Here is a 25,969-nt window from a genome sequence, read left to right as displayed (position 1 = left end):
CGCGATGCATCCCAATGATGATGACCGCACCCAGTTCATGCCGCGTCCGGGTGGCCGGGCGCCGGAACCTGTGCGTGCCGAACCGTCGCCGCTGGCCATGCCAGCCGCGCCAATGCTCACCGGCAAAAGCCAGGGCCTCAACCCGCTGGAAAGTGCCGCCGGCCCCTTGCTGGCCCTGCTGACGCGCCTGCGCAATACCATCGCCCACCCGGCGCCGGCCAGCCTGCGCGCGCAGTTGTTGGCCTACCTGCGCCAGTTCGAAGAGCGTGCCGAAGCGGCCGGTATTGCACGTAATGAAGTGCTGCTGGCTCGTTACGCGCTGTGCACCGCGCTGGATGAAGCGGTGTTGAGCACGCCTTGGGGCAGCACCAGTGACTGGGGCAAGCAGAGCCTGCTGATCACCGTGCACAACGAAGCCTGGGGCGGCGAAAAAGTCTTCCAGTTGCTCGACCACTGCCTGCAAAGCCCACGGGAACGCCTGTACCTGCTGGAGCTGCTGTACCTGTGCATGTGCCTGGGTTTTGAAGGCCGTTATCGCGTAATGAACGACGGCCGCAGTCAGTTGGAAACCCTGCGTGAACGCACGGCTGCCGCCATTCGCAGCGCCCGTGGCGAACACGAACGTGAACTGTCGCCACACTGGCGCGGCGTGACCGTGGCGCGGGATCGCCTGGCGCAATTCATGCCGCCATGGATCGCCGTGGCCATCGGCGTGGCGTTGTTGCTGGCGCTGCTGTTTGGCTTGCGCCTCAAGCTGGCGTCGGATGCCGAGCCGGTGTTCAAGAATATTCACGCGTTGGGCGAAATCCCGGTGCAGGCCATCGACCGTCCGGTGGCGCAGCCCAAAGTCATCGAGCGCCCACGCCTGGCCGGTTTCCTGGTGGAAGACATCAAGGCCGGGCGCGTTGCCGTGGAAGATGCGGTCGACCGTTCAGTGGTGACCATCCGTGGCGACGAGCTGTTTGCGTCCGCCAGCTCCAGCATTGTCGATGACTACCAACCGCTGATGCTGCGCATCGCCGATGCCATCCGCAAAGTGAAAGGCCAGGTGCGGGTGACCGGGCACAGCGACAACCGCCCGATTGCCACGCTGCGCTTCCCGTCCAACTGGGCGCTGTCGGAAGCACGGGCCAAGTCTGTGCTGGAAATCCTCGCGGCCAAGACTGGCCAGGCGGAGCGCTTCAGCGCCGAGGGCCGAAGCGACACCGAGCCGGTGGCGACCAACGCCACCGCAGAAGGCCGCGCCCGCAATCGTCGGGTTGAAATCACCGTATTGGCGGAGGGCGTCGAGTGAAGGCGTTTTTCAGTTTCATGATTCGCTGGGTGATTCCCGTGCTGGGCCTGATCGCCCTGAGCCTGATCATCTGGTTTGTCGGGCCGTTGCTCGACGTGCTGGTGCCGGAAGGGCGCCGCTGGGCGCTGATCATCCTAGTGTTCGCGGTGTGGATTGCCTACCGCGTGTTCCGCATTATCCAGGCCCGTCGCCAGGCCGCCGAAGTGATGCGCAGCCTGGCCGCCGAAACCCCGGCAGACCCCAACAGCGTCGCCACCGCCGAAGAACTCAGCACCCTGCGCCAGCGCATGGACGAGGCCCTGGCGCTGCTGAAGAAGGCCAAGCTGGGTGGCGATGAACGCCGCAACCTCTACGAGCTGCCGTGGTACGTGATCATCGGCCCGCCGGGTTCGGGCAAGACCACGGCGCTGGTCAACTCCGGCCTGCACTTCCCGCTGGCCGCACAGTTGGGCGCCGGTGCCGTGCGTGGTGTTGGCGGCACGCGCAACTGCGACTGGTGGTTTACCGATCAGGCGGTATTGCTCGATACCGCTGGGCGCTACACCACCCAGGACAGCAACTCCACGGTGGATAAAGCCGCGTGGCTGGGCTTCCTCGACCTGCTGAAAAAGCAGCGCTCGCGCCGGCCTATCGACGGTGCCTTCATCGCCATCAGCCTGTCGGACCTGTTGCTCGGCACCGACGCCGAGCGCGCCGCCCACGCCGCCGCCATCCGCTTGCGGATCCAGGAGCTGTACACCCAACTGGGCGTGCGCTTCCCGATCTACCTGATGCTGACCAAGCTCGACCTGGTGCCAGGCTTCATGGAGTTCTTCGACAACCTGAGCAAGGAAGAGCGCGCCCAGGTGTGGGGCATGACCTTTGCCCTGGACGACGGCAAGAACAGCGACAGCCCGTTGGCACACCTGCAAAGCGAGTTCGCGGGCCTGGAACAGCGCCTCAACGAACGCCTGGTCGAGCGCCTGCAACAGGAACGCGACCCGGCGCGGCGCGACCTGATCTACGGCTTCCCGCAGCAGTTCGGCGCGTTGAAGGATTGCCTGCAAAGCTTCCTCGAAGGCGTGTTCAAGCCCAATGCCTTTGAAGAGCGCGTGTTGCTGCGTGGTGTGTATTTCACCAGCGGTACCCAGGAAGGCAGCCCGATCGACCGCCTGATCGGCGCCATGGCTCAAAGCATGAACCTGGACCGCCAGCACCTGGCGCGCCAGAGCGGCACCGGGCGCAGTTACTTCATCGAAAAACTCTTCACTGCGGTGGCGTTTGCCGAGCGTGGCTTGGTGGGAGTGAACCCGAAGGTCGAGCGTCGGCGCAAGTGGATTGCACGCGGGGTGCTGGCCGCCACCGTGGCACTGGTCGTGGTAGTCAGCGGCCTGTGGTGGGTGAGTTACCGCGCCAACCAGGCCTATATCACCCAGGTCGACCAGAAGGTCGCACCGCTGGGCCAGACCGTGCAGAACCTGAGCCCGGCGCAGCGTGAAGTGCTCGCCGTATTGCCGTTGCTCAACGCCGTGAAGAACCTGGCGGGCGACTCGCCGAGCTGGTCCGAGGGCCTGGGGCTGTACCAGGGCGATATGCTCGAAGCCGAGTCCGCCAGTGTCTACCGCAAGCTGCTGATCGCCGTGTTCGCGCCACGCCTGGTGACGCGCATCGAAGAGCAACTGCACGGCGGCGGCAATTCCGACTTCCTCTACGAAGGCCTCAAGGCTTACTTGATGCTGGCGGATACCGAGCATTACGACCCGGATTTCATCAAGGCCTGGATCGCTCTCGACTGGGACCGCAACCTGCCCCGCGACCTGCCGGCCGATCAGCGCCAGGCACTGGCCGGGCACTTGCAGGCGCTGTTCGAACGCCATCCACCGAGTGCTCGCCTCGACCCACGCCTGATCGATGACCTGCGTCGTCAGTTGCAACAACTGCCGGTTGCCCAGCGTGTGTATGACCGGGTCAAGCGCCAGAAACTGCCCGAAGGCATCCCGGACTTTCGCCTCAACGAAGCTGCCGGCCGTGACGCGGCGCTGGTGTTCAGCCGCAAAAGTGGCAAACCGCTTGGCGAGCCGTTGAGTGGGTTCTTCACCGCGAAGGGCTATCGCCAGGCGTTTTTGCTGAGCAGCCTGAACCAGACCGGCACCCTGGCTGAAGAGCAGTGGGTGTTGGGGCACGAACAGGCCGACCAGCAGAACGTGGTGAGCCTCGCCGCCGATGTGCGTCGCCTGTATTTCCAGGATTACCAGCGCCAGTGGGATGCGTTGCTGGCGGACATCGACTTCGTGCCGATCACCAGCGTGGCCCAGGCGGCCGACGTACTGCGGGTGATTTCCGGCCCGAGCTCGCCGCTGAAAAAACTGCTGGTGGCCGTGGCCAAGGAAACCGACCTGCAAGCCGAAGAGCGCCAACTGGCCGCCAAAGGCGTGCCGGTAGAAGGTGGCGTCGACAAGCTCAAGGAGCGCCTGGGCAGCTTGCTCGGCCAGGAGCAACCGACCGCCAATGCACCTGCTGCGGCGGATGATCCGGTGACCGCGCATTTTGCCGAGCTCAACAGCATCGTCAGCAAGAACGAAGGCGAGCCGGCGGCCATCGATGGCCTGCTCACCGATATGAATGCACTGTATGTGCAGGTCAGCGCCATGGTCGGCGCCAGCGGCGATGCGTTGCTCGGCGAGGCGAAGAACCAGGCGGCGGCTGCGGCCACGCGGGTCAGCCTGAACGCCGAGCGCCAGCCACCGTTGGTGCAGGGCATGGTCAAGTCGGTGGTCAACTCCACCACCAACAGCATGATGGGCGGCGTGCGTAACCAGCTGAACGCGGCCTGGGTCAGCGAAGTGGTCAACGTGTATCGCCAGTCCCTGGCCGGCCGCTACCCGATGTCGCCCGGCAGCGCGCGGGATGCCACCCTGGATGACTTCGGGCAGTTCTTCGGCGTGGGCGGGGTGATGGACAATTACTTCCGCAAATACCTGCAACCTTACGTGGACACCTCGGCGCAGACCTGGCGCTGGCAGCCGGGCGCGGCGCAGAAGCTCGGCATTGCTCCGGGCGTGCTGCAAACCTTCCAGCGCGCAGCGACGATCCGCGATGCGTTCTTCCGCTCGGGTGGCACCCAGCCCATCGTGCGTTTCGAACTCAAGCCGGTGTCGATGGACCCGACCATCACTCAGTTCCTGCTTGACCTCGACGGCCAGCAATTGAGCTACGACCACGGCCCCAGCCGCCCAGTGGCGATGCAATGGCCGAACCCCGGCAGCATTGGCGTGGTGCGTATCTCCATCATGCCGCCCTCGGCCAGTGGCCGTTCGGGTGTGACGCTGGACGGACCGTGGGCCTGGTTCCGCTTGCTGGAACAATCGGACCTCACCGCCGGTAATTCGCCGGACCGTTTCAACCTGCGCCTGCGCGTCGACGGTGCGAGCATCGCCTACGAACTGCGCGCCAACAGCGCCTTCAACCCGTTCAAGAGCCGCGTGCTCAGTGGCTTCAGCCTGCCGGAGCGGCTATGACGACCCTGGGCTTCTACGGCAAGTTGGCCAGCCGCGGTGACTTTGTCAGCCGCGCCTTGCCTCAGAGTTTTGTCGGCCCGTGGGACAGTTGGCTGGCGGCGGGTTTGCTCGCCAGTCAGAACAGCCTCGGCGCAGACTGGCTCAACACCTACCTGGTCAGCCCGCTGTGGCGCTTTGTGTTGGCACCGGGCGTGTGCGGTCCGGACGCGGCGGCAGGCGTGGTGATGCCGAGCATCGATCGGGTGGGGCGCTATTTCCCGCTGGCGGTGGTGGCGTTACTCGATCACGACACCAACCCTGCCTCGCTGGTGGGTGGTCCGGACAGCTGGTTCGAACAGGCCGAAGCACTGTTGCTCAGCACCCTGGATTCCGGTGCCACCTTCGAAAGCTTCAATGAAGGCCTCGATGGCCTGGGTTTCCCTCCGAGCGAGCCGCGTGCCGTGGGCAGCCGTTTCGCCGGCTTGCAGCGGGTGGCCGCCACTGTGTCCCACGGGCGTATGAGCGCACTGACCGAACAGGCCTGCGAAGGCGCCAGCCTGTGGTGGGGCCGTGGTTCACAACGTATTTCCCCTGGTTTGTTGCGGTGTCAGGGCCTGCCTGCCGCCAGCGATTTTGCGCAGTTTTTGCTCGGACAAGAAGGTGTGGTGTAGATGGGGTCGACGTACAAATCCGCGAGCAAAAGCCATGTGGGCATGGTCCGTCAGGTCAACGAAGACGCCTGCCTGGACCTGCCGGAAAACCGCCTGTGGGTGGTGGCCGACGGCATGGGCGGGCATGCGGCCGGGGACTACGTGAGCAGCCTGATCGTCGACAGCCTGCGCAGCGTGCCGGTGGGGCGCTCCCTGGATGAATACACGGCGGCGCTGCGCAACGACTTGCTTCGCATCAACACGGCCGTGCGCGAAGAAACCGCCAACCGTGGCGTGACCATGATGGGCAGCACGGTGGTGCTGTTGGCCGCCCGTGGCCTGCGCGGCGTGTGCCTGTGGGCCGGCGACAGTCGCTTGTACCGCTTGCGCGACGGGGTGCTCGAAGGCATCTCCCGCGACCACAGCTACGTCCAGGACCTGCAAGACAGCGGCCTGCTCAGCGAAGCCGATGCCCGCACCCATCCGCGCGCCAATATCGTCACCCGCGCCATTGGCGTGGAAGCCCACCTGGACCTGGCGGTGGTCGACCTGCTGATCGCCCCCGGTGACAGCTACCTGCTATGCAGCGACGGCCTGAACAAGACCGTCGAAGACCATGAGATCCGCGAAGTGCTCAGCCACGACGCGCCAGATGAAATCGTGCGCAGCCTGGTGCACCTGGGGCTCAACCGGGGGGCGCCGGACAACATCACCGCCATCGTCGTGAAGGTATCGCCATGAACATCGTCATCCCCGGTTATGACATCGAAGGCGAGATCGGCGAAGGCGCCATGGCCAGCGTGTACCTGGCGACCCAGCGCTCGCTGGAGCGCAAGGTGGCATTGAAGGTGATGGCGGCGGCGCTGGCGGCCGACCCGAGTTTTTGCGAGCGTTTCCTGCGCGAGGGCAAGACCCTGGCGCGCTTGTCGCACCCGCACACGGTGACCATCCATGACATCGGCAATGTCGGTGAGCTGTATTACATGGCCATGGAATACCTGCCCAACGGTACGCTCAAGGAGCGCATCGCGGCCGGCATGACGCCGGAGCAGGGCGTCACGCTGATCCGCCAGGTCGCCTCGGCGCTGGGCTATGCCCATGCCCAGGGCCTGGTGCACCGCGATGTGAAACCGGCGAACATTCTGTTCCGCGCCGATGGCACGGCGGTGCTGTCCGACTTTGGTATCGCCAAGTCGCTGGATGATCGCACCCAGTTCACCCAGGCCGGGTTCGCCGTGGGCACACCGAGCTACATGAGCCCGGAGCAGGCGCGCGGCCAGGAAATCGATGGCCGGGCCGACCTGTATGCGTTGGGTGTGGTGCTGTATGAAATCCTGGTCGGCAAACTGCCATACAACGGCACTGACGCGCTGTCCACGGCGCTGGCGCACTTGACCGAGCCGTTGCCGGAACTGCCGGTGCACCATGGCCGCTACCAGGAGGTGTTGCGCAAGCTGTTGGCCAAGGACCCGGCGGAACGTTTCCCGGATGCGGCGGCGTTGCTGGCGGCGCTGGATAACCTGCCGGCAGAGTCGCCGGAGGCCACCCTGGTGCGACCGCTGCCTATCCCGTTGAGCTTCGACTTGGCGGGCATGACTCCGGTCTCCATCGATATTCCGACCGATAAGCCGCAGCCGCAACCTGTCGTGCGCCAGCGGGTGGTGACCCCAACGCAACACAACGCCGTCTCCGAACAGCGCCGTGGCCCGGTGTTGGCGCTGGCGGCGGTTGCGGTGGCGGTTGCCTTGGCCATCGGTGGTGCCAGTTACTGGTGGTTGAGTGGCAGCGATGAGCCTGTTGCCAAGCCGCCGGCTGCGGTGGTGCCGCAAGTCACGCCGCCACCCGCGGTAGCCGAAGTTGATGGCGGCCAGCGTCCGTTGCTGATGGCGGGCAAGAAGACCCTGTTTCAGCGCGTGTTGAGCAAACCGGGCGCCACGCTTTCCGCTGACGCCGGCAGCGCGCCGGGCAAAGCCCTGCCGGCGTTTTCCGTGCTCTACGTTTACCAGCGCAAGGACGTCGACGGCAGCCCCTGGGTGCGTGTCGGTGCCGCCACCGATGGCCGCAGCGATGGTTGGTTGCCTGCGTCGCAGGTCAGCGACTGGAAACAGAGCCTGGTGCTCAAGTTCACCGAGCGTTCGGGCCGGGCGCCGGTGATGTTCCTGCGCCAATCCGGCGAAGTGGAAAAACTGCTGGCCGATCCCGCCGCAGCCAAAGGCGTCCTGGCCAAGGCGCAGAAAAACAGCGAAGACAACAGCCAGGTCCTGGCCTTGGAACCGAGCGCCAGCGCAGTGCCGCAGAATCAGTTCTACCTGCTACCAATCTTCGATTCCAAAGAGAGCTTCGACGAGAACGGCCAGCCTGTGCAGTTGCTCAACGTGGCCTCCATCGACCCCGGCAGCAGCGCAGCGGCCAAGCCCTCGACGCCGGTGCTCAAGGCCAACGCCGATGCCTTCCGCACGGCCGTGGTGCTGGTAGTGGACACCACCGTGTCGATGCAGCCCTATATCGACCAGGTTCGCGACGTGGTGCACGAACTGCAAACTCGCATCGCCGAGCGGGGCGAGTTGGACAGCGTCAGCTTCGGCATGGTGGGGTTTCGCAGCAGCATCAAGAAAACCCCCGGCCTGGAATACGTGGCCAAGACCCTGATCACCCTTGACCAGGGCCGCGACCCGCAGCGGTTTCTCGACATGGCGCGCCAGGTCAAGGCGTCCACCGTGTCCAGCCATTCCTTCAACGAAGACGCGTTCGCCGGGGTGATGCAGGCGGTGGATGGCATGGATTGGTCCGGCTACGGCGGGCGCATCATCCTGCTGGTCACCGACGCCGGCGCGCTGCGCAAGAACGATCCGTTTGCCGCCACCCAGATGAACGAAGCCGAAGTGCGTCAGGCCGCGCTGGGCAAGCAGATCAAGATCTACGCCTTGCACCTGCGCACCGACGCCGGCAAGAAAACCCATGCCGGCGCCGAGAGCCAGTACCGCGTCCTCACCGCCGACGCCAACCCGCAGATTGGCGACCTGTACACGGCGGTGCCCGGTGGCGATGTGCGCAAGCTCGGTGAACGTGTGGATGAGATCGGCACGGTGTTCGCCAACCTTGTGCACCAGGTGCGCAGCAATACGCCGCAGCCGGTGCCATTGCTGAACAGCGCACCGAGCCTGGCGGACAAATCCGCAGCCGTCGGTTATGCCATGCACATGGATTTCCTCGGGCGCAAAGCCGCGAGCCAGGCGCCGCAACTGGTCAGCGCCTGGACCGCCGACCGCGACCTGACCAACCCGGCGCTGCCGGCGTTCCAGGTGTGCGTGATGCTGACCAAGCTGCAGCTCAACGACCTGCAGCAGTCGCTGAAACTGATTGTCGACGCGGCGCGCAAGACCCAGACCTCGCCCAAGGACTTCTTCCAGGAAATTGCCAGCGCGTCGGCCTACATGAGCCGCGACCCGCAAGCCTTGCGCAAGGGCGGCAACCTGGCCGACGGCGGCATTCTGGGTGAATACCTGGAAGGCCTGCCGTACCGCAGCAAGTCGCTGAACATGACCCAGGACCTGTGGTTGTCGTTGAGCGTGGCCGAGCAGGAAGACTTTATCGACGAGCTGGATTCGAAGATCCGTCTCTACGAAACCTTCCACAATGACGTGGCCAACTGGGTCCGTTTTGGCGATGCCGAGCCGGGTGATGCGTTGTACCGCGTGCCGTTGTCGACATTGCCGTGATGCTGAACCTGAACGCGGTGCACAAGAGCCGGGGCGTCGGTAGCCAGCGCTATAGCCTGGTGATCCCGGCGCTGGCGCTGCGTGCGGGTGAGCAACTGGCGATTGTCGGGCCCAGCGGTTGCGGCAAAAGCACCTTGCTGGACCTGCTGGCGCTGGTGTTGGCGCCGGACCAGGTCGGGCAGTTCGAATTCCATCAGCACGACATTGCCGGGCTATGGCGCGGTGATCAGCAATCTACCTTGGCCGCGCTGCGTAGCCAGCATCTGGGGTATGTGCTGCAAACCGGTGGCCTGCTGGGTTTTCTCGATGTGCGCGGCAATATCGCCTTGTCCCGGCAACTGCTGGGCTTGAAGGACGATGGCAGCGTGGCGCGCCTGGCCGAACAGTTGGAGATCAGCGATCAGTTGGCCAAGAAGCCGGCGGCGCTCTCGGTAGGCCAGCGCCAGCGCGTCAGCTGTGCCCGTGCCTTGGCCCATGCACCGCACCTGGTGCTGGCGGACGAACCGACGGCGTCCCTCGACCCCTTGAATGCCGAGCGCGTGATGCAAGCGCTGCTGGCCCAGGCGCGCGAACACCGTGCCGCCTGTGTGATCGCCACCCATGACGAAGCCCTGGCCCGCGCCAGTGGCTTGCAGGTGCGGCGCATCAGTTGCCGTCGCGACACCGACGGCGGTGTGACGGCGACCCTTGGGGAGGCATGCTGATGCGCCTCGGTCTGGTGACGTCGCTGGCCTGGCAGGATTATCGCAACGATGCCTGGCTGTCCGCCTGCTCGGTGCTCGCGCTGGTGGCGGTGATCGCACCGTTGCTGGTGTTATTCGGCCTGAAATTTGGACTGGTTAGCAGTTTGACCGAACGGTTGGAGACCGACCCCGCCACCCGTGAAATTATTCCGTTGGGCGGTGGTCGATTCAGCAGCGCATTCATCGAGCAGCTCGGCCAGCGCAGTGATGTGGCGTTTGCGTTGCCGCGTACGCGGCAGATTGCGGCGACCGCGCAGGTGGGCACGCTGGTCCTGGAGATGCTGCCGACCGCGTCGGGTGATCCGTTGCTCGCCGGCCTGCCGGTGCCACAGGGCCTGGACCAGATCGTGCTGAGCCACACTGCCGCCGAGAAGCTTGCGGCGCGGCCTGGGGATTGGCTGGAAACCAGCTTTGCACGGCAAGTGGCGGGACGCGTGGAAGCCCAGCGCACACGCTTGCAGGTGCTGGCGGTACTGCCGTTGGAAGCGTTTGCCCGTGACGGCTTGTTTGCCGATCTGAAAGTGCTGGAAGCGGCGGAAGATTACCGCGACGGTCGCGCAGTGCCGGCGTTGGGATGGAGTGGTGAGGTGGAGGGGACGAATGAGCAGCGGGTCTACCCGGCGTTCCGCTTATATGCGCGCACCCTCACCGATGTGGAGCCGCTGCGGGTGTACTTCGCGGCGCAGAATTTACTGGTGTCGACCCAGGCACAGACCATCGCGCAGGTGCAGTCGTTGAGCCGCAACCTGTCGATCGTGTTCTGGGTGATCTGCGGGTTGGCGTTGGCGGGGGCGTTTGCGGCGATATTTGCCGGGGCCCTGGCCGCCGTGGCACGCAAGCGGCGGGAATTGTCGGTGCTGCGCCTGCTGGGGTTTTCCACGGGCGGGCTGCTGTTATTCGTGGTGGTGCAGGCGTTGTATAGCGCAGGCTTTGCTGCCGTACTCAGTGCCGGGCTGTATGGCCTGGCCGAGGCAGCGTTGAATCAGTTATTTGTGCAGGTGCCGGGCGAACACGCCAGTCACCTGCTGGCGCGCCATTACGGCCTGGCCCTGGCTGCTGTGCTCGGCGTCAGCGCCGTGGCGGCGGCCTGTGGCGGTTGGCGAGTGGCGCGGATCCAGGCTTCTGAAGGAATCAGAGATGTATAAGTTACTGGGCGCCTGTGTGGCGCTGACCCTGGCCTCGATGGCCTGGGCCGATGAGGCGAGTGACAAACTCGATAACCCCAAGCCGCTGGAAGGCGACGTCAGCCTGCCGCTGCCGTGCGAAGGCAACATGGTGTTCCGCTATGCCTATGTGCTGGCCCAGGGCACCCTGGATGACCGCGAAATCAGCCTCGGCTACCCCTTTGCCGAAGGCGAGGCGGGTTATCAGCAGTCGTTTATTTCCGGCTACCGTCGCGACTTCATCAACGGCCAGTTCACCCTCAAGGACCTGCCCAAAGACTGGAGCAAGGTCATCGCGCCGTTGATGCCGAAGACCGACGCCAAGACCCCGCTCAAGCCGATGCTGTACTTCATCGGCAAGTACGAAGTGACCGCACGCCAGTACGCCCAGGTGATGTCCCAGGCGCAGTCGTTGGCCAGTGGTGAACCCGCGCCTGCGTGCGACGCACCTACTGGCATGGCCGGGCGCTTGCCCAAGGTCAAGCTGTCGCGGTTTGAAGCCGAGCGCTTCTCGGCGGTGTACAGCGCCTGGTTGATGAAATACCACCGTGAGTTGCTGCCGGTCAGTGGTCGCGGTTCTTCGGCGGATGACGGTGGCCTCGGTTTTGTGCGCCTGCCCACCGAAGTGGAGTGGGAATTCGCCGCACGCGGTGGCCATGCCGTGAGTCGCCAAGACCTGGAAGGGCGCCTGTTCCCCCGCCGCGTCGAAGGCAGTGACAGCGACGGCCCGCTCGGCGATTACGCCGTGTTCAACCAGGTGGCTGGCGGCACCGGCCAGGCCGCACGCCTGATGCCCATCGGCACCAAATTACCCAACCCGATCGGCCTGTTCGATGTGATCGGCAACGCCGCAGAAATGGTCCAAGAGTCTTTTCAACTGGTGCACGCCGGGCGTCGCCAGGGCACTTATGGCGGCTTTGTGGTCAAGGGTGGCAACTACCTGGAAGGCGAGGGCACGCTGTTCACCGGCATGCGCCGTGAGTACCCGCTGTTCGCCGCCGACGGCACCGAGCAAAGCAACGAGACCACCGGTTTCCGCGTAGCGATTGGCGCGCTGTCGGCACCGCGCTCGCGCTATAAGGAGCTGTTCGCGCAGTGGCAGAAAGAGGGCCGCCTGGCCTCGCTGACCGACGCCATTGACGACGCCCAGGACCCGACCAAGCGCCTGGACAGCATCATCGCCGCCAGCGCCGACCCCAAGCTGCAAGCCGAGCTGGGGCTGGTCAACGAAGAGCTCAAGCGCAATGTCTCGCTGATCGCCCAGCAACGCGAAGAAGCCGCGGGCAACCTGATTCAGTCGGCCGCCCTGGTGGCCGAGACCATCGCCAACTACAACATCCGCCTGGCCAACCTGCAGAAGAGTCGCCAGCAGGCCCTGGACAACAAGGACGAGGCCAGCGCGCAACTGTTTGAGATGGCCATCACCAATGGCCGCAGCGCGCTCGATGGCGCCGTGGCGATCTATATCGACAACCTGGCCACCGGCACGCGCTATACCGATGCGGTGATCCAGGCGCAGTTTCAACGGATCAAGGAAGAGTTGGATCGCAAGCCAGTGCTCGGCAAGAGCCTGGTGATGCGCGCAACACTGTTCGTTCGCCATGTCGGCAACTACCGCAAACAACAGCGGGCCGACCCGGCAACGATCTTGAAGGAATTGCTCGCAGCGAGCGGTCAGCGATGATCGCTGGCTGTATGGCGAGCTTGGAAGGGACTCAGGCGGCGGTGGGCCGTGCTGGGCAAGTCAAACTTAAAAGAGAACACACCTATGCTTTTTTCCCGTAAGGCGGTTTCCAAGCGTCACTTGCTGCTGATCGCAGCTGGTTTCAGCACCGTGTTGACCGGTTGCGCCACGTCGCCGGCCTCCAAGGTCGCGTCGAGCACCAAGGTCGAGTATTACCCGAACTGCTACGAGCCGGTGCAGCACCTGCGTGCGACTGACTCGGACATGACCAAGTCAGTCGTCACCGGCGCAGCCATCGGCGCGGCCGGCGGTGCACTGCTGGGCGCCCTGACCGGCGACTCCGACAAGCGCGGCCGTAACGCCGCCATCGGTGCAGCGGGCGGCGCCCTGGCCGGCGGCGCGGCGGGTTACTACACCGAGCGCCAGAAGCAGATCAGCGATGACAACCAGCGCATTGCGTCCTACTCCACCGACTTCAACAAAAGCGCGTCCGACATCGACCGCAGCACCGCGTACGCCAAAGCGTCGCAACAGTGCTACCAGAGCGCGTTCACCAAGCTGGTGGCCGACCGCAAGGCCAAGACCGTCAACGACACCGAAGGCCGCAAGCGCCTGGCAGAAATCGTTGCAGGCCTCAAAGAGTCCAATGACCTGATCGTTGCGGTCAACGGCAAGGCCAGCGAAGACCTGAACAACTACACCCAGGCCTACGAGAAAGACCTGCAGCAAGTGGGCGTGCAGCGTAACGACGTGGTGACCGTGGCTACCGCCGACACTGCTCCTGTGGTTGCTCCGGCCAAGGGCAAGAAGCCGGTCAAGGTTGCGAAAAAGCAGGCTCTGCCAGTCGTGCCGAAAGAAGCTGTCACCACCGAGAAGAGCATCCAGACCGTGCAGGCCAAGCAAGCTGAAAGCAAGCAGGTCGCCAGCGCCGGCAAGGCCCAGCTCGAAGGCAGCTGCCGCGATCCGAACCTGGCTGACTGGGCACCGGTACCTTGCCCTAACGTTTAAGTAACATGCTGCTATAAGCGTCAAACGCCAGCCGATCTTCCGCTAATGCGCTAGATCGGTGGCGTTCTTTTAGCAAATCGTTAAACTGCTGCGGCCACTCAATAATTACACCGAGGCCGTGTGCATGAAATTTCGTCTTCTCCTGTGGGTGCTTGGCCTGATGATGGGCAAAGCCAGCCGCACCAACCCCGCCTTCCAGCAGCAACTGGGTGACAAAGACCTGGCCTTCCAGCTGCAGACCCTCGACGGCAAGGTTGCCCGTCACTTCATCGTCAAAGACCAGCGCATCACCAGCCGTTCGGGTGTTCACCCGTCGCCGGCGTTCGCCATCGCCTTTAAAGATGCGGCCTACGGCTTCGCCACGATGCAGGCGAAGAACAAGCAATTGGCGTTCATGACGGGAATTCAGGACAAGTCGATCCAGATCAAGGGCAACCCGGCCCTGGTGATTTGGTTCCAGGGGTTGACCAAGTATTTGAAGCCGAAGAAAAAGAAGGGTTGAATTCATCGCCGGCAAGCCGGCTCCTAAACAAACTCTGTAGGAGCCGGCTTGCCGGCGATGGCGATGTAACAGGTGGTAGGTTAGCCCTGGCTGAACTGGGACGCCAACTCGCGCAACAGCACTTCAGCATCCAGCACTTTGCCCACCACTTCCTCAGCCTTGTCACGGCTCAAGCCCAGACGCTCAAGCAGCGCATCCGGAATCGCCTCATCCGGCCCGGAGCCAATCCCGCGGCTGCGCAACAAGCGTACCGCCAGACACACCAGGTTCGGGTATTCAGCGTACTGACCATCGTAGGTCGGATCGTGCTGGAAGCGCAGGGCAGTGGACAGTTCATCCGGCATGTCCCAGTAGCGCATCAGCCACGCACCGATTTGCTCGCGGCTGATGCCCAGCAGGTGTTGCTCGACATAGCTGTGGCACAGGTGCGGGTTGACCTCCAGGTGGCGGCAGATCAGCGAGAAGTGCGGCGGGAACACATGGGCCAGCAGCAGGTAGCCGAAGTTGTGCAGCAGGCCCGCCAGGTAGGTCAGGCCGGCTTCCGGGCGCTGGGCGCGGGGCATGGCGCGGGTCAGGCCCTCGATCACGGCGGCGGTGTAGATCGACTGGTGCCAATACGGTGTGGACTGGTGTGGATGGTCCTTGGGCAGGCTCAGGGTCTTGCCCAGGGCCAGGCCCAGCGCCAGGTTGATCACCAGGTCAAAGCCCAGCACCCGCACGATGGCGTCTTCCACTGAACGAATCTTGCCCGGCGAGGCATAGTACGGCGATGCGGCCCAGCTCACGACTTGGGCGGCCAGGGCCGGGTCGGTCTCGACCACGCCAGTGATGTCATCAATGGTGGCGTTCGGGTCGACACGCAGTTTGATGATCTTCTGTGCGGTATCCGCCAGCGGTGGAATCTCGATGGTCGCTTCCAGGCGTTGCTGGATGCGGCGGGCGGTGAACGCCTGCATCGCCTGGGTGATTTCCTCGCGGTCATCATTGGGGCGGTCGAGGTTGGGGCGAATGTTGCTCAGCGGCTCGCCAAAGTGGCCGGCGCTGGCCTTGGTGAGCAGGGTCTTGAAGGCGTCGGTGGCGATTTCCAGCAGCAAACCGGCTTCACCCGAATGCACCAGCAGGCTCGGTTCATCCAGCAGGCTGCCTTCGTACAGGCACGGCGAGCTGGTGAGAGGCGGCAGGCCCGGCAGCAGGCTCAGGTCATGTTTGCCCAGCATGCGTTCGACGCGATCCGGCGACACCGCGGTGAGGCGGCGACCGGTGAGTTCGGCGAGGCGGTTGAGGTCGAGCAACTGATTCTGCGGGAACAGCACCATCAGTGCGCCCACCGCGTCTTCCAGCAATACCGCTTGGACCTTTTGCGCAGGATTCAGGCCCGGTAGATCGGCGACTTCCGTGTAGGGGATGGCGAGTTTTGCGAGCAGAGCCCGAATGACCGGCGGGGCGGTCAGTGGGGCTGTGGCGAGGGCAACTTCTGACATGGCCTGATCCAATTTCTTACAGTCAACGAAGTATAACCAGCTTGATACAACTGTTGGTCGCTTAAGTGCGTCAGGCGTCACACTTGGCCGTATTGCTGTCCGTGCCTGAGCCAGCGATTGAGCAGCGGGCTGACGTGGTCCGGCCAGCGCTCCAGCAAAGCCTGCGCCGCATCGCGCACGGCTGGCAGCAGATCGGCGTCGCGCATCAGGTCGGCGACCTTGAATTGCAGCAGGCCGGTCTGGCGCGTGCCGAGCATTTCGCCGGGGCCGCGCAATTCGAGGTCTTTTTCGGCGATGACAAAACCGTCGTTGGTTTCGCGCATGATGCCCAGGCGCTGGCGACCGATCTGCGACAGCGGCGGGTGGTAGAGCAGCACGCAATGGCTGGCGGCGCTGCCTCGGCCAACACGCCCGCGCAACTGGTGCAACTGCGCCAGGCCCAGGCGCTCGGGGTTTTCGATGATCATCAGGCTGGCATTGGGCACGTCCACACCCACCTCGATCACGGTAGTGGCCACCAGCAGTTGCAGGTTGCCGGCCTTGAATTCGGCCATCACCGCAGCTTTTTCAGCGGGCTTCATGCGCCCGTGGATCAGGCCGACCTTGAGTTCGCCCAAGGCGCTGGTGAGGTCTTCATAGGTGGTTTCGGCGGCCTGGCAGGTCAGCTCTTCGGACTCTTCGATCAGCGTGCACACCCAGTACGCCTGGCGGCCTTCGGCGCAGGCGCCACGGACCCGCTCGATCACTTCGACACGCCGGGTGTCGGTGACCAGTACGGTGTTGACCGGGGTACGGCCGGGCGGCAGTTCGTCGAGGATCGAGGTGTCGAGGTCGGCGTAGGCGCTCATGGCCAGGGTGCGCGGGATCGGCGTGGCGGTCATGATCAACTGATGCGGGTTCATCCGCCCGCCCACGCCTTTCTGGCGCAGGGCCAGGCGCTGTTGCACGCCGAAACGGTGCTGCTCGTCGATGATCACCAGGGCCAGGTTCTTGAACCGCACTTCGTCCTGGAACAGCGCGTGGGTGCCGACCACCATCGGCGCGCCGCCGGCGATCTGCTCCAGTGCGGCTGTGCGATTCTTGCCCTTGAGCTTGCCGGCCAGCCACGCCACTTCCAGGCCCAGCGGTTCGAGCCAACGCTTGAAGGTGATGAAGTGCTGCTCGGCGAGGATTTCGGTGGGCGCCATCAGCGCCACCTGGTAACCGGCTTCGAGGGCTTGCAGGGCGGCGAGGGCGGCGACCACGGTCTTGCCCGCGCCCACGTCGCCCTGGATCAGCCGCAGCATGGGCTCTTGCTGGCTGAGGTCGTAGGCGATTTCATTGCCGACGCGTTGCTGGGCGCCGGTCGGCGCAAAGCCCAGGTTGGCCAGGTATTGGGCAGGCAAGCGCGTGGCCTTGGGCATCGCTGGCGCGCGCAGCGAGCGCATGCTTTCGCGCAGGCGTTGCTGGGACAGTTGGTGGGTCAGCAGCTCTTCAAAGGCCAGGCGGTGCTGGGCCCAGTGATGACCGAGGGCCAGTTCGTCGACATCGGCATCGGCGGGTGGGTGATGCAGGTAGCGAATCGCATCGTCCAGCGGCGCCAGTTGATAGTCGCGGGCGAGTTCCTGGGGCAGCCAATCAGGCAGGCTTTTCGGGCCGAGCATGGTCAACGTCTGCATGCACAGTTGGCGCAGGCGTTGCTGGGTCAGGCCTTCGGTGAGCGGGTAGATCGGCGTGAGCGTGGTGTCGACCGGCGGCGGTTCGTCACCGGTAATGGCGCGGTATTCCGGGTGATAGATCTCAAGGCCGGATGCGCCGGGTCGCGCTTCGCCGTAGCAGCGCACGCGGGTGCCGCGCTTGAGGCCTTCTTTCTGCGCGTTGCTGAAATGGTAGAAGCGCAGGCTCAGGCCACCGGTGCCGTCCTGCAGGCGTACCACCAGGCTGCGGCGCTTGCCCATGACCACGTCGGCACCGCTGACGGTGCCTTCGACCACCGCATCCTGGCCTGGACGCAACTGGCCGATGGGCACCACGCGGGTGCGGTCCTGATAGCGCAGGGGCAAGTGGAACAACACGTCCTGGAGGTTCTCCAGGCCCACCTTGGCCAGCTTCTCGGCCATGGCTTCACCGACACCCTTGAGTGCCGTCACCGACACCTGCGACAGCTCAGTCATACCCTTGCTTAGCTCGCGGCAGGCGGCTTGGCCACCGAACACAGGCGGATCGAGTCAGCGAGAATCTCAATGGCCTTGGGCCGTGGAAAGCTGGCGCGCCAGGCGATCGCCACGGTGCGGAACGGCACCGGCGGCGTGAGCGGGCGTACTTCGATCACGCCGGGGGCGTAGTGATGGCTGTCTACTGCCGACAGCGGCAGGATCGAGATGCCCAGGCCGGAAGCGACCATGTGGCGAATGGTTTCCAGGGAGCTGGACTCCACGGTGGTGTGCTTGGCGCCGTCGTTGCCCTTGGTCAGGGTCGGGCAGGCTTCGAGCACCTGGTCGCGGAAGCAGTGACCTTCGCCGAGCAGCAGCAGGCTCTTATCGTTGAGCAGGCCGGCGTCGATGGTGTCTTTTTGCGTCCACGGGTGGGAGGCCGGCATCAGCACGTAGAACGGCTCGTCGTAGAGCGGCAGGGTCAGTACGTCGGCCTCATTGAACGGCAGGGCAATGATGATCGCGTCCAGCTCGCCGTTGCGCAGCTTGTCGCGCAGCACGTGAGTGAAGTTCTCTTCGATATACAGCGGCATCTGCGGCGCGACGCGGTGCAGTTGCGGGATCAGGTGCGGGAACAGGTACGGGCCGACGGTGTAGATGGCGCCGACTTTAAGCGGTGCGGTCAGCTGGTTCTTGCCGGCCTGGGCCAGTTCGCGAATGCTCTGCGCTTGCTCCAGTACCTTCTGGGCCTGGGCAACAATACCTTCGCCCACAGGCGTCAGGCGCACGGCGCTCTTGCTGCGCTCGAAAATCAGCACACCGAGTTCGTCTTCAAGCTTTTTCACGCCCACCGACAGCGTCGGCTGGCTGACGTGGCAACGCTCGGCCGCGTGGCCGAAGTGCTGCTCTTGGGCGAGGGTAACGATGTAGCGTAATTCTGTAAGAGTCATAGCGGGCGTCCATGAGGTTGCGGGCCAAGCATACCGGCTGCAATCGATAGACGCACGTTATCAGAACTTTGGTGGGGATTGAGCGGGGAGTTACGCAGATTTTGCTGAAGGTGGTGAGGGTTGCCCCTCACCACCTTCATTTTCAGCGACGACGCTTCTCGATGTTGTACACGAACGGTGCAACGATCTCGATGCTGCCACCCTTGAGCATGTCCGCTGGCGGTTTTGGCAGCGGCTGGGCACGACGGATCATGTCCAGTGTGGCGCGGTCCAGGTCGGCGTTGCCGGAGCGGCCCACCAACTCGTAGGACAGCACATTGCCGTCGGCATCCACCACGAACTTCAGGCGGTTCAGGCCTTCCTTGCCACGGGCCTGGGCACCTGGCGGGTACTTCTTGTACTTCTGCAAGTGGGCCAGCAGGGTGCCTTCCCAGGATGCCTTGGCAGCGATTTGCTGCGGAGAAGGGCCTGGTACAGGTTGGGCCGATTTCTCAGCCGGTGCCTGGGTCGGCGGAGCATCGCTCGGCGGATCCTCGGAGGGTTTCTCCTTGGGCGGCTCGATCTTTTTCTCTACCGGTTTGGGCGGCTGTGGTTTGGGCTTGGGCTTGACCGGCTTGGGCACCTGGATCGTTGGCTTGGGTGCCTCGGCCAGTTTCGGCAGGGGCAGCTCTTCCACCGGTGCAGGCGGTTGCGGCGGCGTTACCACCCTGGGCGGCGCTGGCGGCGGGGGGGCTGGCATCGGTGCCAGGTCGATGACCATGGCAGCCGGTGGCAACTGCACCGTGCGCGGCGCGGACCAATGAAGCGCGATAGCGATCGCGACGGCATGCACGCCCAGCACGACGGCGAGGCTGGTGCCATAACGCGTCAGTTTGTGGCGCGTCGTGATCATTTCTTGGCTGCCGTCTCAAGTCCGACCAGGCCTACCTTGAGGTAGCCGGCTGCCCGCAGGGCATCCATCACGCTCATCAGGTCGCCGTAGTCCACGCCCTTGTCAGCCTGGAAGAAGATCGTCGTGTCTTTCTTGCCTTGGGTCTTGGCGTCGAGCACCGGCCCCAGGGTTTCAGCCTTGACTTCTTCTTCGCCCAAAAACAGGCGTTGGTCCGCCTTGACGCTGAGGAAGATCGGTTTCTCTGGCCGCGGTGCCGGCTTGGCGCTGGACGCGGGCAGGTCGACCTTAATGTCCACGGTCGCCAACGGTGCCGCCACCATGAAGATGATCAGCAGCACCAGCATCACGTCGATAAACGGCGTGACGTTGATTTCGTGGTTCTCGACGAGTTCGTCGTCGCCTTGATTCAAATGCAGGCCCATGGCCGATTACCCCACTTTCACCATGTGCGGTTGCGAGCTGCGCTCGGTAGGCAGGTGATCGAGGTCGCGGCTGACCAGCAGCAGGACTTCCGCCGACGCGTCCGATACCTGAGCCTTGTAGCCGGCAATCGAACGGGCGAAGACGTTGTAGATCACTACCGCAGGAATCGCGGCAACCAGGCCCAGGGCAGTCGCCAGCAGGGCCTCTGCGATGCCTGGGGCAACGACGGCGAGGTTGGTGGTCTGGGTTTTGGCGATGCCGATGAAGCTGTTCATGATGCCCCACACGGTACCGAACAGGCCGACGAAGGGCGCGGTGGAACCAATGGTCGCCAGCACGCCGGTGCCGCTGCTCATGTTACGACCGCAGGCCGCTACCAGGCGCTCCAGGCGGAAGGCCACACGTTCCTTGATGCCTTCTTTTTCGCGGGTGTTGGCCGACAGGCGCATTTCTTCCAGCGCGTCGTGCACCAGGGTGTTGGCCAGGGTGCCTTTCTTGGTCGCGCTTTCGCTGGCTTCCTTGAGGGTGGTGGCCTTTTTCAGGTGGACGATTTCGTTGCGCAGGCGACGTTTGGCGCCCAGCAGCTCGAAGCCTTTGGCGATCCAGATGGTCCAAGTGATGATCGAGGCGATGGCCAGGCCGATCATGACCGCTTTAACCACCACGTCAGCGTTCTGGTACATGCCCCACGGCGACAGGTCGTGGGCCATGCCCAGGGTGTTGTCTTCTTCCAGCACCACGCCAGTGTCGTCAGCAGCGGCAGGGTCAGCAGCCTGGGCCGGGTCGGTGGCAGCGGGCGCTGTGCCTGGTGCTGCCGGTGCCGCGGCATTGTGCTCGGCGGCAGCCGGGGTGGCTGGCGCGGTGGCGTCAGCGAAGGCAGCGGTCGGTGCCAGCAGTACGCTGAACAGCAGCGCAGCAATCGCACGCCAGGCGCGGGATGGGCTGTGAAGCTTGGTTGGCGAAGCGGGGGTTGTATTACGTGTCATGCTGGCCGGACCTAAGTAAAAAAATGAGTGATCGTCCTTCCAGACCCTGAGGTCGAGGACAAATGGGCGGTTATTATTGCAAGTAATTCTTGTTAACTAAAGTAATACAGTTACTTTATTTGCCCTTTTTCTGGCCGTCGGTCACTCGCGAGGGCTAACCTAGACCTTTCAGTACGGAGTTTTGTGATGTCTGCGCCTTCTGTTGTGATTGCCGGTTGTGGCGACGTGGGTAGTCGGCTGGCCAGCCAGTTGCTGGCCTCGGAATGGGAGGTCCATGGCCTGCGCCGCGATATTTCGCGGCTCCCCGAGGGGGTGATCGGCATCGCCGGCGACCTGTTCAAGAAAGATTGCCCTGACACCTGGCCGATCGGCGGGGTGGATTACCTGGTGTACTGCGCGGCTGCGACGGACCACGACGAAGCCGGCTATCGCGCCGCCTACGTACAAGGGCTCAAGCATGTGCTGGAGTGGCTGGGCGACTACGGCCAGACGCCCAAGCACCTGCTGTTTGTATCGAGCAGCAGTGTCTACGGGCAACAGAACGGCGAGTGGGTCGATGAAACGTCGCAGACTCAGGCGAAGGGATATTCCGGGCAAGTCATGCTGGAGGCTGAGCAAGTGGCGCTCAACAGCGGCATCCCGGCCAGCATTGTCCGCCTGACCGGTATTTACGGCCCCGGCCGCGAATGGCTGCTGACCCAGGTGCGCCAAGGTTATCGCGTGGCAACCGACCCACCTTTATATGGCAACCGCATTCACGCGGACGACGCAGCGGGTCTGCTGGCATTTTTGTTGCGGCATGTAGAAAAGGGCGGCTCGCTGGACACGATCTACATTGGCGTCGACAACGCGCCTGCGCCACTGGCGGAGGTGGTGGGCTGGTTACGCGAGTACCTGGGTGTGACCGAGTGGGCCGATGATGCGAGTGTTCGGCGCGCTGGCAGCAAGCAATGCAGCAATGCGCGAATCAAAGCGTTGGGTTGGGTGCCGACTTACCCGACTTACCGCGAAGGCTACGCGGCGATCCTGAAAGGCTGAAATGCGCTGAAAATGTGGGAGCGGGCTTGCTCGCGAAAGCGCTGTGTCAGTCACTGAATGTGCTTCTGATAAACCGCTTTCGCGAGCAAGCCCGCTCCCACATTTGGATACGCGTTAGGCTGCTTATTGCTTTTCAAGCAGCCATTGGCGTGGACCTGGCGTGAACGAGGGGACTTCATCCGCCTGTGCGGTATTGATCGCCTGGAAGATCTCCAGCTGTTTGCCCTTGCGGGTAAAGATCCACGGGTTGCCCTGGCCATTGAGTTGCAGCCAGATGCTGTCGTAGCCGCCGCTCATGGACGCGCAATCGCCCGCCAGGCACAGCGAGTACTGATCGACATTGGGCAAGCCGGCGACCTTGCCGTTAGCCTGGAACTGCACGATGGCGCCGCTGCCGAAGCCGTCGGCGATTTTCCAGTCGCCGCCCATGTAGGCCGCGTACAGCGCACGTTCGAAGTTGGCGCCGATGGGCGCACCGTCCGGCGCGGGTTCTTTGGCGCGGGCAAACAGCTGTTCAGGCTCGTTGTCGTTGGCCACTTGCAACAGTTGCTTGCCTTTGCGCTTGAGTTCGGTGGCGGAGCTGCCGTAGAAGTCCACACTCCAGGCGCCGGACTTTTCTCCCAGCAACTTGCCTTCCGCTACTTCAAAACCGTTGTAGTAGCGGGCTTGCGAGGCCTTGGTGTTGACCTCCCATTCGAGGTTCGGGCCAAAGCTCTGCAAGGCTTCACGCAAAGGGCCGCCTTTGGCTGCCGCATCAATGGCGACCTGGTTGATCCAGGTGCCGCTCACATCCAGGTCGGCGGGGTTGCTGGCACAGCCGCCGAGCAACAGGGCGAGCATTGATGAGGCTACAAGCGCTTTGCGCATCATGAAATCCTTCTGAAACGAAGTCGGCGCAGCCTGTGGGGGCTGCGCCGGGTGTTTTACTCGATGACCAGAATCGCGTCCATCTCTACCTGCGCACCCTTTGGCAGGGCAGCAACGCCGATGGCGGCGCGAGCTGGGTAAGGCTGTTCGAAGTACTTGCCCATGATCTCGTTGACCTTGGCGAAGTGGCTCAGGTCGGTGAGGAAGATGTTGAGCTTGACGATGTCCTTGAACGAGCCGCCAGCAGCTTCGGCAACCGACTTGAGGTTCTCGAAGACCTGTACGGTCTGTGCTTCAAAGCCTTCCACCAGTTCCATGGTCTTTGGGTCCAGTGGAATCTGGCCGGACATGTAGACGGTGTTGCCTGCCTTGATCGCCTGGGAGTAAGTGCCGATGGCGGCCGGGGCTTTATCGCTGGTGATAACAGTCTTGGTCATGAATGACTCCTTGTAATGTGGCTTAGGCGCGCATGCGAGTGATGCGGATCACACCCGTCAAGGCGCGCAGTTTCTTGATCACGCGGGCCAGGTGCACGCGGTCGTGAACGCTGACCACCAACTGGACCACGCTGATGCGACCATCGCGTTCGTCCATGCTGATCTTCTCGATATTGCCGTCGGCCGCGTTGACGCTGCTGGCGAGCAGGGCGATCAGGCCGCGCTGGTGTTCCAGCTCCACCCGCAACTCGACGTTGAATTCGCCGGTGACATCCTTGGCCCACGAGAGCTGGATGCATTTTTCGGGGTTGTGGCGGATTTCGGTGATGTTGCGGCAGTTGTCCAGGTGCACGACCATGCCTTTGCCCGCCGACAAGTGGCCGACAATTGGGTCGCCCGGGATTGGCGTACAGCACTTGGCGTAGCTGAGTACCAGGCCCTCGGTGCCGCGAATCGCCAGCGGGCCTTCCGGGCTGGGCAACTGTTCGCCTTCACCGAGCAGGCGACGGGCGACCACGTAGGCCATGCGGTTGCCCAGGCCGATATCTTCCAGCAGGTCTTCGATGGTTTCCTGGCGGTACTCATGGAGCATCGCTTGCACGCGCTCTGTAGGAATCTTGTCGAGGGCACTGTCGAAACCGTTGAGCACCTTGTTCAGCAGGCGTTCGCCCAGGCTGATGGACTCGGAACGACGCTGCAGTTTCAGTGCGTGACGAATGTGCGTGCGCGCCTTGCCGGTGACCACGAAGTTGAGCCAGGCCGGGTTCGGGCGTGCGCCCGGTGCACTGACGATTTCGACCGTGGAGCCGCTTTGCAGCGGTTCGGACAGCGGCGCGAGACGACGATTGATCCGACAGGCGATGCAGCTGTTGCCCACATCGGTGTGCACGGCGTAGGCAAAGTCGACCGCCGTGGAGCCTTTGGGCAGCTCCATAATCCGGCCTTTGGGCGTGAACACGTAGACCTCGTCCGGAAACAGGTCGATCTTCACGCTTTCGATGAATTCCAGGGAGTTGCCGGCCCGTTGCTGCATTTCCAGCACGCCCTTGACCCACTGGCGGGCGCGGGCATGGGTGCCTTTGGGCTGCTCGTCGCCGCTGGATTTATACAGCCAATGGGCGGCGATGCCGTTGTTGGCCATCTCTTCCATTTCGCGGGTGCGAATCTGGATCTCGATCGGCACCCCGTGCATGCCGAACAGCGTGGTATGCAGCGACTGGTAGCCGTTGGCCTTGGGGATCGCGATGTAATCCTTGAAACGGCCTGGCAGGGGTTTGTACAAATTATGTACAGCGCCCAGCACGCGGTAGCAGGTGTCGACCTTGTCGACGATGATCCGGAATGCATATACATCCATGATCTCGTTGAAGGCCCGGCGCTTGCCGCGCATCTTCTTGTAGATGCCGTAGATGTGCTTCTGCCGTCCGCTGACCTCGCCCTCGATCTCATCGATCGCCAGGCAATGGCTCAGGGACTCTTCGATCTTGTTGACGATTTCCTTGCGGTTGCCACGGGCGCGCTTGACCGCCTGGTAGATGCGCGCCGAACGCATCGGATGCATGGCTTTGAAGCCGAGGTCTTCGAATTCGATACGAATGGCGTGCATGCCCAGCCGGTTGGCGATGGGCGCGTAGATTTCCAGGGTTTCCTTGGCGATGCGTCGGCGTTTTTCGCCGGACAGCACCTCCAGCGTGCGCATGTTGTGCAGCCGGTCGGCCAGCTTGACCAGGATCACGCGAATGTCGCGTGCCATGGCCATGGCCATTTTCTGGAAGTTTTCCGCCTGGGCTTCGGCCTTGGTCTCGAAGTTCATCTGGGTCAGTTTGCTGACCCCGTCGACCAGTTCGGCCACGGTTTCGCCAAATTGCGCGCTGAGCGCTTCCTTGGCAATGCCGGTGTCTTCGATCACGTCATGCAGCATCGCGGCCATCAGGCTCTGATGGTCCATGTGCATGTCGGCCAGGATATTTGCCACCGCAAGAGGATGGGTGACATACGCCTCGCCACTGCGGCGGCGTTGGCCGTCGTGGGCTTGTTCGGCGTAGAAATACGCTCGGCGGACCAGGTTGACCTGGTCTGGGCCGAGGTAGGTCGATAAGCGATCGGCGAGGGCGTCTATGCTCGGCAAAGGAAGAACTCCTGCCGTTGGCTGTGACCCCGCGCCGTGCTACGTCGACCAGGCATAGGCTTAGACGGCCTCGTTGGACTCGTCCTCGAACGCTGCAAACAGCGGTTCGTCTTCAACGATTTCGGCGTTGGCGATGAACTCGTAGCTCATCAGGCCTTCAGCGATTTCACGCAGGGCTACAACGGTAGGCTTGTCGTTTTCCCACTGGACCAGGGGCTCTTTGCCGCCAGTGGCCAGTTGACGGGCACGCTTGGTAGAGAGCATGACCAGCTCAAAGCGGTTATCCACGTGTTCTAGGCAGTCTTCAACGGTTACGCGGGCCATGGTATTCCTCGGAGCGAATGCAAGATGCGCGCTGCCCGGTTGGGCGAGCGGACTCAACAGTTTAAAAAATCA

At 63.5% G+C, this 25,969-nt stretch carries 21 protein-coding genes; 11 read left to right on the top strand and 10 right to left on the bottom strand.

All coding sequences use genetic code 11. The annotated features are described in order from the left end of the window. Positions 1 to 4 precede the first annotated feature (4 nt). From KUA23_RS29525 to KUA23_RS29480, 10 genes are all read left to right on the top strand, one after another. On the top strand, positions 5 to 1,294 hold the full coding sequence (locus tag KUA23_RS29525) for a DotU family type VI secretion system protein (protein ID WP_252993234.1): 1,290 nt from the start codon (positions 5 to 7) through the stop codon (positions 1,292 to 1,294). Then, positions 1,291 to 4,791, top strand: a complete 3,501-nt coding sequence (tssM, locus tag KUA23_RS29520; RefSeq protein WP_252993233.1) for a type VI secretion system membrane subunit TssM — start codon at positions 1,291 to 1,293, stop codon at positions 4,789 to 4,791. The genes KUA23_RS29525 and tssM overlap by 4 nt, the downstream gene beginning before the upstream one ends. Further along, the gene (tagF, locus tag KUA23_RS29515; protein ID WP_252993232.1) at positions 4,788 to 5,441 is read left to right on the top strand and encodes a type VI secretion system-associated protein TagF; all 654 of its coding nucleotides are present in this window, start codon (positions 4,788 to 4,790) and stop codon (positions 5,439 to 5,441) included. The genes tssM and tagF overlap by 4 nt, the downstream gene beginning before the upstream one ends. After that, complete coding sequence (locus tag KUA23_RS29510) at positions 5,442 to 6,161, top strand: PP2C family protein-serine/threonine phosphatase (protein ID WP_078050748.1); 720 nt, start codon at positions 5,442 to 5,444, stop codon at positions 6,159 to 6,161. After that, positions 6,158 to 9,139, top strand: coding sequence for a serine/threonine-protein kinase (locus tag KUA23_RS29505; protein WP_252993231.1), 2,982 nt, complete (start codon positions 6,158 to 6,160; stop codon positions 9,137 to 9,139). The genes KUA23_RS29510 and KUA23_RS29505 overlap by 4 nt, the downstream gene beginning before the upstream one ends. After that, on the top strand, positions 9,139 to 9,843 hold the full coding sequence (locus KUA23_RS29500; protein WP_078050746.1) for an ABC transporter ATP-binding protein: 705 nt from the start codon (positions 9,139 to 9,141) through the stop codon (positions 9,841 to 9,843). The genes KUA23_RS29505 and KUA23_RS29500 overlap by 1 nt, the downstream gene beginning before the upstream one ends. Then, the gene (locus tag KUA23_RS29495; RefSeq protein ID WP_078051008.1) at positions 9,843 to 11,027 is read left to right on the top strand and encodes an ABC transporter permease family protein; all 1,185 of its coding nucleotides are present in this window, start codon (positions 9,843 to 9,845) and stop codon (positions 11,025 to 11,027) included. Before KUA23_RS29500 ends, KUA23_RS29495 begins: the two co-directional genes overlap by 1 nt. Next, a complete protein-coding gene (locus KUA23_RS29490; protein WP_252993230.1) occupies positions 11,020 to 12,729 on the top strand; it encodes an SUMF1/EgtB/PvdO family nonheme iron enzyme in 1,710 nt (569 codons plus the stop codon). Before KUA23_RS29495 ends, KUA23_RS29490 begins: the two co-directional genes overlap by 8 nt. Before the next feature lie 84 nt (positions 12,730 to 12,813). Next, positions 12,814 to 13,737, top strand: a complete 924-nt coding sequence (tagQ, locus tag KUA23_RS29485) for a type VI secretion system-associated lipoprotein TagQ (RefSeq protein ID WP_028618483.1) — start codon at positions 12,814 to 12,816, stop codon at positions 13,735 to 13,737. A 124-nt stretch (positions 13,738 to 13,861) separates the two neighbouring features. Further along, a complete protein-coding gene (locus KUA23_RS29480; protein ID WP_028618482.1) occupies positions 13,862 to 14,239 on the top strand; it encodes a hypothetical protein in 378 nt (125 codons plus the stop codon). 80 nt (positions 14,240 to 14,319) lie between these two features. Here the strand turns inward: KUA23_RS29480 and KUA23_RS29475 are convergent, their stop codons facing one another. From KUA23_RS29475 to exbB, 6 genes are all read right to left on the bottom strand, one after another. Beyond that, positions 14,320 to 15,720: an aminoacyl-tRNA deacylase and HDOD domain-containing protein gene (locus tag KUA23_RS29475; RefSeq protein ID WP_078050743.1), complete on the bottom strand. Its 1,401-nt coding sequence runs from the start codon at positions 15,718 to 15,720 to the stop codon at positions 14,320 to 14,322. Positions 15,721 to 15,797: 77 nt separating this feature from the next. After that, positions 15,798 to 17,873 carry an ATP-dependent DNA helicase RecG gene (gene recG, locus KUA23_RS29470; protein ID WP_099493336.1) on the bottom strand — a complete coding sequence of 692 codons (2,076 nt, stop codon included), beginning with the start codon at positions 17,871 to 17,873 and terminating at the stop codon, positions 15,798 to 15,800. Positions 17,874 to 17,881: 8 nt separating this feature from the next. Continuing rightward, positions 17,882 to 18,802 (bottom strand): hydrogen peroxide-inducible genes activator, encoded by a 921-nt coding sequence (locus KUA23_RS29465; RefSeq protein WP_015886540.1) that lies wholly within the window; start codon positions 18,800 to 18,802, stop codon positions 17,882 to 17,884. Positions 18,803 to 18,944: 142 nt separating this feature from the next. Next, on the bottom strand, positions 18,945 to 19,694 hold the full coding sequence (locus KUA23_RS29460) for a TonB family protein (RefSeq protein WP_252993229.1): 750 nt from the start codon (positions 19,692 to 19,694) through the stop codon (positions 18,945 to 18,947). Continuing rightward, a complete protein-coding gene (gene exbD / locus KUA23_RS29455; protein WP_003195519.1) occupies positions 19,691 to 20,116 on the bottom strand; it encodes a TonB system transport protein ExbD in 426 nt (141 codons plus the stop codon). The genes KUA23_RS29460 and exbD overlap by 4 nt, the downstream gene beginning before the upstream one ends. A gap of 6 nt (positions 20,117 to 20,122) precedes the next feature. Then, entirely contained in the window at positions 20,123 to 21,103 is a 981-nt protein-coding gene (gene exbB / locus KUA23_RS29450; protein ID WP_099493222.1) for a tonB-system energizer ExbB, read from the bottom strand. 186 nt (positions 21,104 to 21,289) lie between these two features. Between exbB and KUA23_RS29445 the strand changes: the two genes are divergently transcribed. Next, positions 21,290 to 22,141, top strand: a complete 852-nt coding sequence (locus KUA23_RS29445; RefSeq protein WP_099493221.1) for an SDR family oxidoreductase — start codon at positions 21,290 to 21,292, stop codon at positions 22,139 to 22,141. Positions 22,142 to 22,264: 123 nt separating this feature from the next. Here KUA23_RS29445 and KUA23_RS29440 read toward each other — a convergent pair whose 3' ends face one another. Genes KUA23_RS29440 through rpoZ form a run of 4 tightly spaced genes read right to left on the bottom strand, consistent with a single transcriptional unit; the run spans position 22,265 to position 25,897 of the window. Beyond that, positions 22,265 to 23,008 (bottom strand): hypothetical protein, encoded by a 744-nt coding sequence (locus KUA23_RS29440; RefSeq protein WP_078050740.1) that lies wholly within the window; start codon positions 23,006 to 23,008, stop codon positions 22,265 to 22,267. Between the two features lie 56 nt (positions 23,009 to 23,064). Beyond that, positions 23,065 to 23,445 carry a RidA family protein gene (locus KUA23_RS29435; protein ID WP_003176922.1) on the bottom strand — a complete coding sequence of 127 codons (381 nt, stop codon included), beginning with the start codon at positions 23,443 to 23,445 and terminating at the stop codon, positions 23,065 to 23,067. Between the two features lie 22 nt (positions 23,446 to 23,467). Then, positions 23,468 to 25,573, bottom strand: a complete 2,106-nt coding sequence (spoT, locus tag KUA23_RS29430) for a bifunctional GTP diphosphokinase/guanosine-3',5'-bis pyrophosphate 3'-pyrophosphohydrolase (RefSeq protein ID WP_078050739.1) — start codon at positions 25,571 to 25,573, stop codon at positions 23,468 to 23,470. A gap of 60 nt (positions 25,574 to 25,633) precedes the next feature. Continuing rightward, positions 25,634 to 25,897 carry a DNA-directed RNA polymerase subunit omega gene (gene rpoZ, locus KUA23_RS29425; RefSeq protein WP_003176920.1) on the bottom strand — a complete coding sequence of 88 codons (264 nt, stop codon included), beginning with the start codon at positions 25,895 to 25,897 and terminating at the stop codon, positions 25,634 to 25,636. Positions 25,898 to 25,969 lie beyond the last annotated feature (72 nt).

The sequence above is a fragment of the Pseudomonas pergaminensis genome, assembly GCF_024112395.2.
In the GTDB taxonomy this organism is placed as follows: domain Bacteria; phylum Pseudomonadota; class Gammaproteobacteria; order Pseudomonadales; family Pseudomonadaceae; genus Aquipseudomonas; species Aquipseudomonas pergaminensis.
Note: the sequence above shows the minus strand (reverse complement) of the source record. Positions and strands in the feature narration are given on the sequence as shown.

What these genes read in the sequence shown, in the direction of transcription:
- KUA23_RS29525 (WP_252993234.1), top strand. Translation starts at nt 5, where the DNA reads ATGCATCCCAATGATGATGACCGCACCCAGTTCATGCCGCGTCCGGGT.
- tagF (WP_252993232.1), top strand. Translation starts at nt 4,788, where the DNA reads ATGACGACCCTGGGCTTCTACGGCAAGTTGGCCAGCCGCGGTGACTTT.
- KUA23_RS29510 (WP_078050748.1), top strand. Translation starts at nt 5,442, where the DNA reads ATGGGGTCGACGTACAAATCCGCGAGCAAAAGCCATGTGGGCATGGTC.
- KUA23_RS29505 (WP_252993231.1), top strand. Translation starts at nt 6,158, where the DNA reads ATGAACATCGTCATCCCCGGTTATGACATCGAAGGCGAGATCGGCGAA.
- KUA23_RS29500 (WP_078050746.1), top strand. Translation starts at nt 9,139, where the DNA reads ATGCTGAACCTGAACGCGGTGCACAAGAGCCGGGGCGTCGGTAGCCAG.
- KUA23_RS29495 (WP_078051008.1), top strand. Translation starts at nt 9,843, where the DNA reads ATGCGCCTCGGTCTGGTGACGTCGCTGGCCTGGCAGGATTATCGCAAC.
- KUA23_RS29490 (WP_252993230.1), top strand. Translation starts at nt 11,020, where the DNA reads ATGTATAAGTTACTGGGCGCCTGTGTGGCGCTGACCCTGGCCTCGATG.
- tagQ (WP_028618483.1), top strand. Translation starts at nt 12,814, where the DNA reads ATGCTTTTTTCCCGTAAGGCGGTTTCCAAGCGTCACTTGCTGCTGATC.
- KUA23_RS29480 (WP_028618482.1), top strand. Translation starts at nt 13,862, where the DNA reads ATGAAATTTCGTCTTCTCCTGTGGGTGCTTGGCCTGATGATGGGCAAA.
- KUA23_RS29475 (WP_078050743.1), bottom strand. Translation starts at nt 15,720, where the DNA reads ATGTCAGAAGTTGCCCTCGCCACAGCCCCACTGACCGCCCCGCCGGTC.
- recG (WP_099493336.1), bottom strand. Translation starts at nt 17,873, where the DNA reads ATGACTGAGCTGTCGCAGGTGTCGGTGACGGCACTCAAGGGTGTCGGT.
- KUA23_RS29465 (WP_015886540.1), bottom strand. Translation starts at nt 18,802, where the DNA reads ATGACTCTTACAGAATTACGCTACATCGTTACCCTCGCCCAAGAGCAG.
- KUA23_RS29460 (WP_252993229.1), bottom strand. Translation starts at nt 19,694, where the DNA reads ATGATCACGACGCGCCACAAACTGACGCGTTATGGCACCAGCCTCGCC.
- exbD (WP_003195519.1), bottom strand. Translation starts at nt 20,116, where the DNA reads ATGGGCCTGCATTTGAATCAAGGCGACGACGAACTCGTCGAGAACCAC.
- exbB (WP_099493222.1), bottom strand. Translation starts at nt 21,103, where the DNA reads ATGACACGTAATACAACCCCCGCTTCGCCAACCAAGCTTCACAGCCCA.
- KUA23_RS29445 (WP_099493221.1), top strand. Translation starts at nt 21,290, where the DNA reads ATGTCTGCGCCTTCTGTTGTGATTGCCGGTTGTGGCGACGTGGGTAGT.
- KUA23_RS29440 (WP_078050740.1), bottom strand. Translation starts at nt 23,008, where the DNA reads ATGCGCAAAGCGCTTGTAGCCTCATCAATGCTCGCCCTGTTGCTCGGC.
- KUA23_RS29435 (WP_003176922.1), bottom strand. Translation starts at nt 23,445, where the DNA reads ATGACCAAGACTGTTATCACCAGCGATAAAGCCCCGGCCGCCATCGGC.
- rpoZ (WP_003176920.1), bottom strand. Translation starts at nt 25,897, where the DNA reads ATGGCCCGCGTAACCGTTGAAGACTGCCTAGAACACGTGGATAACCGC.